A 9,082-nucleotide genomic window follows, 5' to 3' on the forward strand; every position below is an offset into this window, starting at 1 on the left:
GCTTCCAGATTGTGAACTTGAAGATGTTGGAATTAGGCCTGGTGAAAAACTCCATGAAGTAATGATTACTGCTGAAGATTCAAGATCTGCTTATGAATATGATGACTATTATGTTATTTACCCTGAACTTGAATGGTGGGATAATCTCGAAATTGACGGTGGAAAAAAGGTTGAAGACAGGTTCCGTTATGCATCTGACAATAACACAGAATGGTTAAGTGTTGAAGAAATTCGTGAAGCTTTAAAAGATATAGATATTGTTTATTGAGGAAAATATGCCTATTTTAGAATCGGATAATTTTTATTTGAGAAAGATTTCTCTTGAAGATTGCAACGAAAATTATTTGGGTTGGATGAATGATTCTGAAATTAATCAATATTTAGAGTCACGTTTTATAACCCATACTATTGATTCATTAAAAAATTTTGTATCTTCAATGAACTCTAGTGAGAATAATATTCTTTTTGCTATAATTGATAAAGAATCAGATAAACATATAGGCAATATTAAATTGGGTGGCATTCATCCAGTTCATAAATATGCTGATATCGGTTTGGTTATTGGAGATAAAAATTATTGGGGTCGAGGAATAGCTACCAATGCAATTAGTTTAGTTTGCAAATATGCATTTGATGATTTAAATTTAAGAAAAGTTTTCGCGGGAGTTTATGAGAATAACATTGGCTCTATAAAAGCATTTAAAAAATGTGGATTTAAAAAAGCATATATTAAAAAAGATACTTATTTTTTCAAGGGGGATTTTATTGATGCTTTTGTTTTTGAGTTATATAATAAAAATTTAGTTGATTAATATGATTTATACAATGATTCAAGCAAGGATGGGGTCTTCAAGACTTCCTGGAAAAGTTATGAAAGAAGTTGTTGGCAAACCTCTTTTAGAACATATAATTAATAGACTTAGTTTTTGTAAAAATGTTGATAAAATTATAGTAATAACTAGCGAAGAGTCTGAAAATGAGCCTATTGTTAGTCTTTGTGAAAGATTAAAGATTGATTGTTTTTCAGGAGATGAAAATGATGTTTTGGATAGATACTATAAAGCAGCGATTAAATTTAATTTAAATGAACATGATAGTATTGTTCGAATCACTGCGGATTGTCCATTAATTGATCCAATTATAGTTGATGAAGTCATTGAAAAACATTTGGATAATGATTATGATTACACTACAAATACATTGATTCGGACATTTCCTGATGGTTTGGATTGTGAAGTAGTTACGTTACCTATTTTAAATGAGATTTGGAATAAAGCAGCATTAAAATCTGAACGTGAACATGTTACATTATTCATAAAAAACAATCCTGAAAATTATAAATTAGGTAATCTTGCGCAAGATAGAGATTTATCTAATTTTAGGTGGACTGTTGATGAAAAAGAAGATTTTATTTTAATTAAAAAGATTTATGAGTGTTTATATGATGATGAAAAAATATTTTTAATGGATGATATTTTTGAGTTATTAAAAGATAATCCTTCTTTATTGAAAATAAATGATATGTATGAACATAATGAAGGTTTAAAGAAATCTTTAGAAAATGATGAAATCCTCAGGTAATAAAATGTTAATAAATAATTTTAAAAATTCAGATTATGAAATTTCTAAATTTGGTTTAGGTACAGTTCAATTTGGATTGGATTATGGGTTTACAAAAAGAAAAACTCAAGATGAAGTTGATGATATTCTCAAAACTGCAGTTGATAATGAGCTAACGTTAATTGATACTGCACGTGAATATGGTGATAGTGAAGATAAAATTGGATGTTTCATGGAAAACTATAAGAATAATTTTGTTGTTGCTACGAAATTACGTTTAATTGAGGATTTAAATAATTTAAATTATAGTAAAATAAAATTTGATGTTTATAGCTCGGTAGATGAATCTTTAGAAAAACTTAAATTAAATAAAATTCCTATTTTACAATTACATCAAACAATTGAAGAAATATATAAGAATAAGGATTTTTGGGATGTAATAAATCAATTAAAAGAAGATAATTTAATTGATCTATTTGGTGTTTCAGTATATGAATTGCCAGAAACGGAATTTATTATGGAAAATTATGGAAATTCAGTTGATTTTTTCCAAATTCCATATAATATTTTTGATAGGCGTTTTGATGATATACAAATGCAGTTAGACGAAAATAACATTGGTCTAGTAAGCAGGTCTACTTTTTTAAAAGGAATTATTCCATGTGAAATTGGTGATGTTCCTAAAGGTTTGGAAGAAATCAAACCATTTAAAGAAGAATTACAAAGATTAGCTGATGAATGTGATGTTAGTGTACCTGAGTTAGCCAGTATTTTTGTTTATTATAATAATTTTATTAATTCAACCATTCTTGGAGTAGATTCTCCAGAAGAATTGGAATCAAATATTAAAAGCATTGACAGATTTGATAAAAATCTTTTGGAAAATATTGATTTTGATAGTTTAAGGATAAATGATGATTATTTGATTGATCCTAGGAAATGGAATAATTTTTGATTGGTGATAAAATGGCAAACTATGAAAAAAGTAATGACTTGTTGAAAAGAGCAATAGGAGTAACTCCTTTAGGTGCTCAAACTTACAGTAAATCATATAGATATTATTGTCAAGGAGATTCTCCTGCATTTATTGAAAGGGGTGAAGGTTGTTATTTATATGATGTTGATGGAAATAAATTCATTGATTTTGTATGTGCATTAGGCCCGATTACAATTGGATATAACATTGAAGAAGTAAATAATGCTATTAAAGAACAACTTGAAAAAGGAATTTCCTTTTCACTTCAAGCTGAAGTAGAAGTCGAATTAGCTGAAAAAATTATTGATATCATTCCTTGTGCGGAAATGGTTAGATTTGTTAAAAATGGGGGTGATGCAACTACTTCTGCAATAAGACTAGCAAGAGCATTTACTGGAAGAGATTTAGTTGCATTATCAGGATATCATGGAATGCATGATTGGTCTATTGGTTCAACAGAAAACAACAAAGGGATTCCAAAGGATGTTTCAAATTTAACAAAAACATTTGAATATAATAATATTGAATCATTAAAAGAACTTTTTGAAGAGTATCCTAATCAAATTGCCGCTGTTATTTTAGAACCAATTCAAGCTAATGGTCCTAAAGATGATTTTTTACAAAAAGTTAAAGATTTAACTCATGAAAATGGAGCCATATTAATTTTTGATGAAGTCGTATCTGGTTTTAGATATGCATTAGGTGGAGCTTCAGAGTTATATGATGTTGTTCCGGATATGGCTGCATTTGGAAAAGGTATGGGTAATGGATTGCCAATTTCTGCTGTTGCCGGTAAAAAAGAAATAATGAAACAAATTGAAGAGGGTATTTTTGTTTCCACAACATTTGGTGGTGAAGCATTGTCTATGGCTGGCTCAATTGCTGCATTAAAAATTTTAGAGAAACCTGGTTCTTATGAACATATTTGGAAATTAGGAACCATGTTAAAAGAAGGGCTTGAAAGCCTTATTAAAAATTATGAATTAGAAGATGTAATTTTGGTTAGTGGTCTTCCACCTCATTGTGGTGTTGAATTTGAAGATGTTGGAAGTTTAGATTATTTGGATATTAATTCAATATTCTCTCAGGCAATGATTCACAATGGCATAATAACCGTTGGAATTAATAACATCAACTTATCTCACACAGAAGAAGAAATTGAAGCTTATTTGTTTGCGGCTGAAGAAGCAATGATTAATATTAAAAAAGCAATTGAACAAGATTCTACTGATGGCATTTTAATTGGTAAAAAAGTGGATCCTGTTTTCAAACGTAATATCGTTGAAGAAAATTAATTGGGGTGTTTTTTATTTCTAAATTTTTACCATATGGAAAACAAACAATTGATGATGAAGATATTGAAGAAGTTGTGAAAACTTTAAAATTTCCTCTAATTACTCAAGGTCCTAAAATTGAAGAATTTGAAAAAGACATTGCTAAGTATTGCGGCGCTAAATATGCTGTGGCATTTAATTCTGGAACTTCTGCATTACATGGAGCATATTTCGCTTTAGGCATTGGAAAAGGAGATGAAGTTATAACCACTCCAAATACTTTTGTTGCAACTTCAAATGCGGCTCTATATTTGGGGGCAGATGTTAAATTTAGTGATGTGGAAAGTAAGACTGGAAATTTGGATGTGTCTAAAATTGAAATTAGTGATAAAACTAAATTAATTTCTCCAGTTCACTATTCAGGCCAACCTGTTGATTTGAAAGAATTTTCAGAAATTGCTGAAGAAAATGATGTTAAATTATTTGAAGATGGAGCCCATGCATTAGGTGCAAAATATAATGGCAAAAAAATAGGTTCGTTAACTTATTCAGAAATGGCTATGTTCAGTTTTCATCCAGTAAAACACATTACAACCGGTGAAGGTGGGATAATTGTTACTAACAATGAAGAATATTATGAACGTTTACAATTATTCAGATCACATGGAATAACTAAAAATAATTTGGTTAATGAGCCTCATGGTGACTGGTACTATGAAATGCAGTATTTAGGTTTCAATTATCGTATAACAGATATTCAATGTGCTTTAGGTGTTTCCCAATTAAAAAAATTAGATTCATTTGTCAAATATAGAAGGAAAATAGCTAAAACTTATGATGAAATATTTGAAGATAATCCTTACTTTGATGTTACTGTTGAAAAGGAAAATAGGCAGTCTGCTTATCATTTATATCCAATTCTCTTAAAAGATAAGTTTGTAAATCATAAAAAAGAGATATTTGCAAGATTAAGACAAGAGGGAATTGGTGTTCAAGTTCATTACATTCCAGTTTATAAACAACCATATTATCAAAATTTAGGATTTGGCAATGAATTATGTCCTATTTGTGAAGATTTTTATAAAAAAGAAATTAGTATTCCTATGTATCCTACTTTAACTGATGAAGATATTGATTTTGTTAAAGATAAACTTTATAAAGTAATTTCAGAATTTGATTAATATGGAAGTTGTTATTCTAACTGAGGGTGGAAAAGATTATGGATATGGTCATGTAGCTAGATGTAGCTCTATCCATCAAGCTTTTGAACATTACAACATTTCCCCAAAGTTCATTGTAAATGGTGATGAATCAATAAAATCTATTGTTTCTGATATGAATGTGGAAATTATTGATTGGTTATCTGATACTTTTAATGCAGAAATTGTTCTTATTGATTCTTATTTAGCAGATTTGACATTTTATGAAGAAATTTCTAAAAACTCATCATTAGGTGTTTATGTTGATGATAATAATCGTTTAAATTATCCTAAAGGTATTGTAGTTAATGGAACATTGGATACTTCAGATATGGGTTATTTGGAAAGAGATGAAATAACTTATTTGCTGGGAAATGAATTTATTCCCTTGAGAAAGGACTTTTGGAATATTCAAAAATTAAAAATCAATGATTCAATTGAAAATATTTTAATTACAATGGGAGGCAATGATTTAAGAAATCTAACTCCAAAAATATTGGAATTTTTAAATGATAATTTTCCTAAGGTTAATAAGAAAGTTATAATTGCAGATAGTTTTAAAAACACTAAAGAGATTGAATCCTTAAAAAATGAACATGTTGAGTTAATTTATTCTCCAAATTCTGATGAAATTATTAATGCAATGAGTTCTGTTGATTTAGCTATTTCAGCTAGTGGTCAAACATTATATGAACTTGCTTGTATTGGTGTTCCAACAGTAGCTATTGGTATTATTGATAATCAGAAAAATAATATTAAAAATTGGGTAAATCAAGGTTTTATTGAATATGCTGGTTGTTGGAATGATGATAATCTTTTGAAAAATATTTTAGGTAGGATAAATTATTTACAAGATAAAAAAATCCGGTTTGATAAAAGATTATTGGGTATTCGGGCTGTAAATGGTAAAGGGTCTTTGAATATTGTTAAAAACATTCTAAAAGAGTTTTATAAAAATAATTCGACATTTAGACCCATTCAAAAAGAGGATTGTTTAAAGATATTTGAAATTGCAAATGATGATGAAGTTCGTAGAAGTTCATTCAATTCAGAAAAAATTCCACTAGAAGACCACAAAAATTGGTTTAAAAATATTTTAAATGATGATTCAGTTAAATTTTATGTTTTAGAGTATGAAGATGATTTAATAGGTCAATTAAGATTGGATTTTGATGAAAAATATCCTGTAATTAGTATTAGTTTAAATAAAAAATATAGGGGTTTGGGTTTGTCAAAAATATTGTTGTCTAAAGGATTGGAATTAATTGACGGCAAGGTAATTGCATATATTAAAAAAGAAAATATTCGTTCAATTTCATTTTTTAAATCAATGGGATTTAAAAAAGAATGTGATGTTGTGATAAAAAATTGCGATGCATTAAAATTTATAAAAGGGTAATATTATGGGATTTAAAATTGGTGAAAAAGAAATAGGTGAAGATAAGCCTACATTTATTATTGCAGAACTCTCTGCAAATCACATGAATGATTTTGATATTGCTGTTAAAACAATTGAAGCTATGGCGAAAGCAGGGGCGGATGCAGTTAAATTCCAAACCTTCACTCCGGATACAATTACTATTGATTGCGATAATGAATACTTCCAGATTAAGCAAGGAACTGTATGGGATGGGCAGGTTCTTCATGAGTTGTATGAGGATGCATATATGCCATGGGATTGGCAACCTAAACTCAAAAAGATAGCGGAAAATTTAGGTTTAATCGTATTTTCTTCACCTTTTGATAAAACTTCAGTTGATTTCTTAGAGGATATGGATGTGCCTGCATACAAAATTGCATCTTTTGAGATAACTGATATTCCATTAATAGAATATGTTGCATCAAAAGGAAAACCAATCATAATTTCAACAGGTATCGCATCTTTTGAAGATATTGAACTTGCTGTAAAAACTTGTTTAGATGTAGGCAATGACGAAATAGCCCTTTTAAAATGCACTTCATCTTATCCTGCACCTTTGGAAGAAATTAACTTGAATACAATTCCAGATATTAAAGAAAAATTCAATGTTGTTGTTGGTTTATCGGATCACACCTTGGGTGGTGAAGTTTCAACAGCCTCTATTGCTTTGGGATCCAATATAATCGAAAAACATTTTATTTTGGACAGGAATATGGGCGGTCCTGACTCTGAATTTTCAATGGAACCTGATGAATTCAAACTGATGGTGGATTCAATTAGAAATGTCGAAAAAGCTTTAGGAAAAGTTAGCTATGAATTATCTGATAAGATGAAAGCAAATCGAGAATTTTCAAGATCATTGTTTGTAGTTGAAGCTATTAAAAAAGGAGAAATCGTAACTGAAGATAATGTTCGTTCAATCAGACCAGGTTTTGGATTACATCCAAAATATTTAAAGAAAATAATTGGTAAAAAAGTTAATAAAAATTTAGAAAAAGGAATACCTTTTAATTTATCATTCATTGATTAGAAATCAAATCTAAATTTTTTTCTTTTATTATTTTTAACAATTCTTTTTGAGCATTTTTAATATATTCATCACTTATTTTGCCATCATATACATAGATTTTACTTTTCTCAAAATTGTATAATGCAGTTGAGACAATAGAACAAACAACTGTTGGATTAATGTTAATTAGGGTTAATATTTCTACAGGAAAGTTTTTATCTATAATTTTCATATTGGGAAATATTTTTTCAGAATTTTTTATATCTCTTGGGTGAGGTTTTATTAATATTTGATAATCACTAAATTTTTCGATTATTTCATTATATATTTTTATTTCTTCTTCTTGTGTTATGGTTGTCAAACTACCTTCAGCTAAGGGTTCGGTTAATAAAAGAGCAGTTTTTTTATTAAAATCAATTCCTTCAATATTTACATTAAATATTTCTAAAATTTTTTTTTGTTCGGAATTAGTTAAATTATTCCAAAGATTTTTTATATCAATTATTTTTACCTTATCTTTAATTAAAGGATTATTATGTTCATGAGTTAAATAAACATTTTTTACATTTTCGTGACTTCCATAACATTCACAATTATTTAAAATATAAATTCCACAAACATGAAGGAAAAAATCAATCATTGGGTTAATTTTATGGGGTTCACATATCTCTGCAGTGTAATTTTCTAATCCATCTTCAATAATATTCGAGTTTTTATTTTCAAATAGGATATATGAAAATGGGGTTTGAGCATGTCCATAAGCTTCAACATCACAATTAAACGTTTTGATAAACAGTAAAATTCTAAGTTTAAGATAACCATAAAAATATTTAAAAAATCCAGTAATATTTTTGTAAACTCCAGGAAGTGAATTTAAATCAGCAAATTTTTTTCCTTGAAAGTGCACAGGTGGTAGCTGAATATGTTTAACATTTTTAGATATTTCTTTCGGAAACCATGCAGTAAATATAAAAATGTCTTCTTCATTATATCCTTTTATTAATAGGTATAAGAAAAAAGAATATACTGTTGTTACTATGCATATATTTTTTTTGTTTTTAGTCATTTAATCTCCTTGTACACGATTTAGATTTGTATTATATAATAAATTATTGATATTATCTAATTTAATATTTTGTATGAAAAATTTATGTTTGAAAAAATGTATATTTGATAAAATTTAACATTTATTTGGAGATTAATAATTTAATTATGCCCGAAATTAATATTAATCTCCATTTATGTTTATGGATTGATTTTTATGAGTAAAGTTAAAGATATGGCATTAGCACCTGAAGGTGTTAGGAAAATCGAATGGGTTCAAAAACACATGCCTGTTTTGGAATCCATCAAACAGGAATACTTGGAAACTCAACCTTTCAAAGGAATTACAATAGGCTCTTGCTTACACCTGGAACCTAAAACCATTAACCTTGGGTTAACATTGATGGCAGGTGGAGCGGAAGTCGCAATGACTGGATGCAATCCGTTATCTACCCATGATGATGCGGTTGCAGGAGCGGCTGACCTGGGATTGAACGTATACGGCTGGAGAGAACAGGATGATGAGGAATACTACCAGACAATCAACATGGTTTTAGACCACAAGCCTGACATTATCATTGATGACGGAGCAGACATGAT

10 protein-coding genes are annotated in these 9,082 nt (G+C 28.6%); 9 read left to right on the plus strand and 1 reads right to left on the minus strand.

The genetic code is table 11. The features are described from left to right. The 8 genes from ACJMLH_RS06440 to pseI all read left to right on the plus strand — a co-directional run. The coding region (locus tag ACJMLH_RS06440; protein WP_405275884.1) for a polysaccharide biosynthesis protein at nucleotides 1-268 on the plus strand (268 nt) is incomplete at its 5' end. A gap of 7 nt (nucleotides 269-275) precedes the next feature. Continuing rightward, nucleotides 276-812 carry a GNAT family N-acetyltransferase gene (locus tag ACJMLH_RS06445; RefSeq protein WP_405275886.1) on the plus strand — a complete coding sequence of 179 codons (537 nt, stop codon included), beginning with the start codon at nucleotides 276-278 and terminating at the stop codon, nucleotides 810-812. A gap of 1 nt (nucleotide 813) precedes the next feature. Then, nucleotides 814-1,581, plus strand: a complete 768-nt coding sequence (locus tag ACJMLH_RS06450; RefSeq protein WP_405275888.1) for a cytidylyltransferase domain-containing protein — start codon at nucleotides 814-816, stop codon at nucleotides 1,579-1,581. Nucleotides 1,582-1,585: 4 nt separating this feature from the next. Beyond that, a complete protein-coding gene (locus ACJMLH_RS06455) occupies nucleotides 1,586-2,515 on the plus strand; it encodes an aldo/keto reductase (RefSeq protein ID WP_405275890.1) in 930 nt (309 codons plus the stop codon). Nucleotides 2,516-2,526: 11 nt separating this feature from the next. After that, the gene (locus ACJMLH_RS06460; protein ID WP_405275892.1) at nucleotides 2,527-3,831 is read left to right on the plus strand and encodes an aminotransferase class III-fold pyridoxal phosphate-dependent enzyme; all 1,305 of its coding nucleotides are present in this window, start codon (nucleotides 2,527-2,529) and stop codon (nucleotides 3,829-3,831) included. A 5-nt stretch (nucleotides 3,832-3,836) separates the two neighbouring features. Then, the gene (gene pseC / locus ACJMLH_RS06465; RefSeq protein ID WP_405275894.1) at nucleotides 3,837-4,991 is read left to right on the plus strand and encodes a UDP-4-amino-4,6-dideoxy-N-acetyl-beta-L-altrosamine transaminase; all 1,155 of its coding nucleotides are present in this window, start codon (nucleotides 3,837-3,839) and stop codon (nucleotides 4,989-4,991) included. Nucleotide 4,992: 1 nt separating this feature from the next. Further along, nucleotides 4,993-6,408 (plus strand): GNAT family N-acetyltransferase, encoded by a 1,416-nt coding sequence (locus ACJMLH_RS06470; RefSeq protein WP_405275896.1) that lies wholly within the window; start codon nucleotides 4,993-4,995, stop codon nucleotides 6,406-6,408. 4 nt (nucleotides 6,409-6,412) lie between these two features. After that, nucleotides 6,413-7,459, plus strand: coding sequence for a pseudaminic acid synthase (pseI, locus tag ACJMLH_RS06475; RefSeq protein ID WP_405275898.1), 1,047 nt, complete (start codon nucleotides 6,413-6,415; stop codon nucleotides 7,457-7,459). Here pseI and ACJMLH_RS06480 read toward each other — a convergent pair. After that, the gene (locus ACJMLH_RS06480; RefSeq protein ID WP_405275900.1) at nucleotides 7,449-8,504 is read right to left on the minus strand and encodes a glycosyltransferase family 52; all 1,056 of its coding nucleotides are present in this window, start codon (nucleotides 8,502-8,504) and stop codon (nucleotides 7,449-7,451) included. The two genes, pseI and ACJMLH_RS06480, sit on opposite strands and share 11 nt — an antisense overlap. A 195-nt stretch (nucleotides 8,505-8,699) precedes the next feature. Here ACJMLH_RS06480 and ACJMLH_RS06485 point away from each other — a divergent pair. Then, on the plus strand, nucleotides 8,700-9,082 hold a 383-nt coding region (locus tag ACJMLH_RS06485), incomplete at its 3' end, for an adenosylhomocysteinase (protein WP_405275902.1).

This window comes from Methanobrevibacter sp., assembly GCF_045116495.1.
Taxonomy (GTDB): domain Archaea; phylum Methanobacteriota; class Methanobacteria; order Methanobacteriales; family Methanobacteriaceae; genus Methanocatella.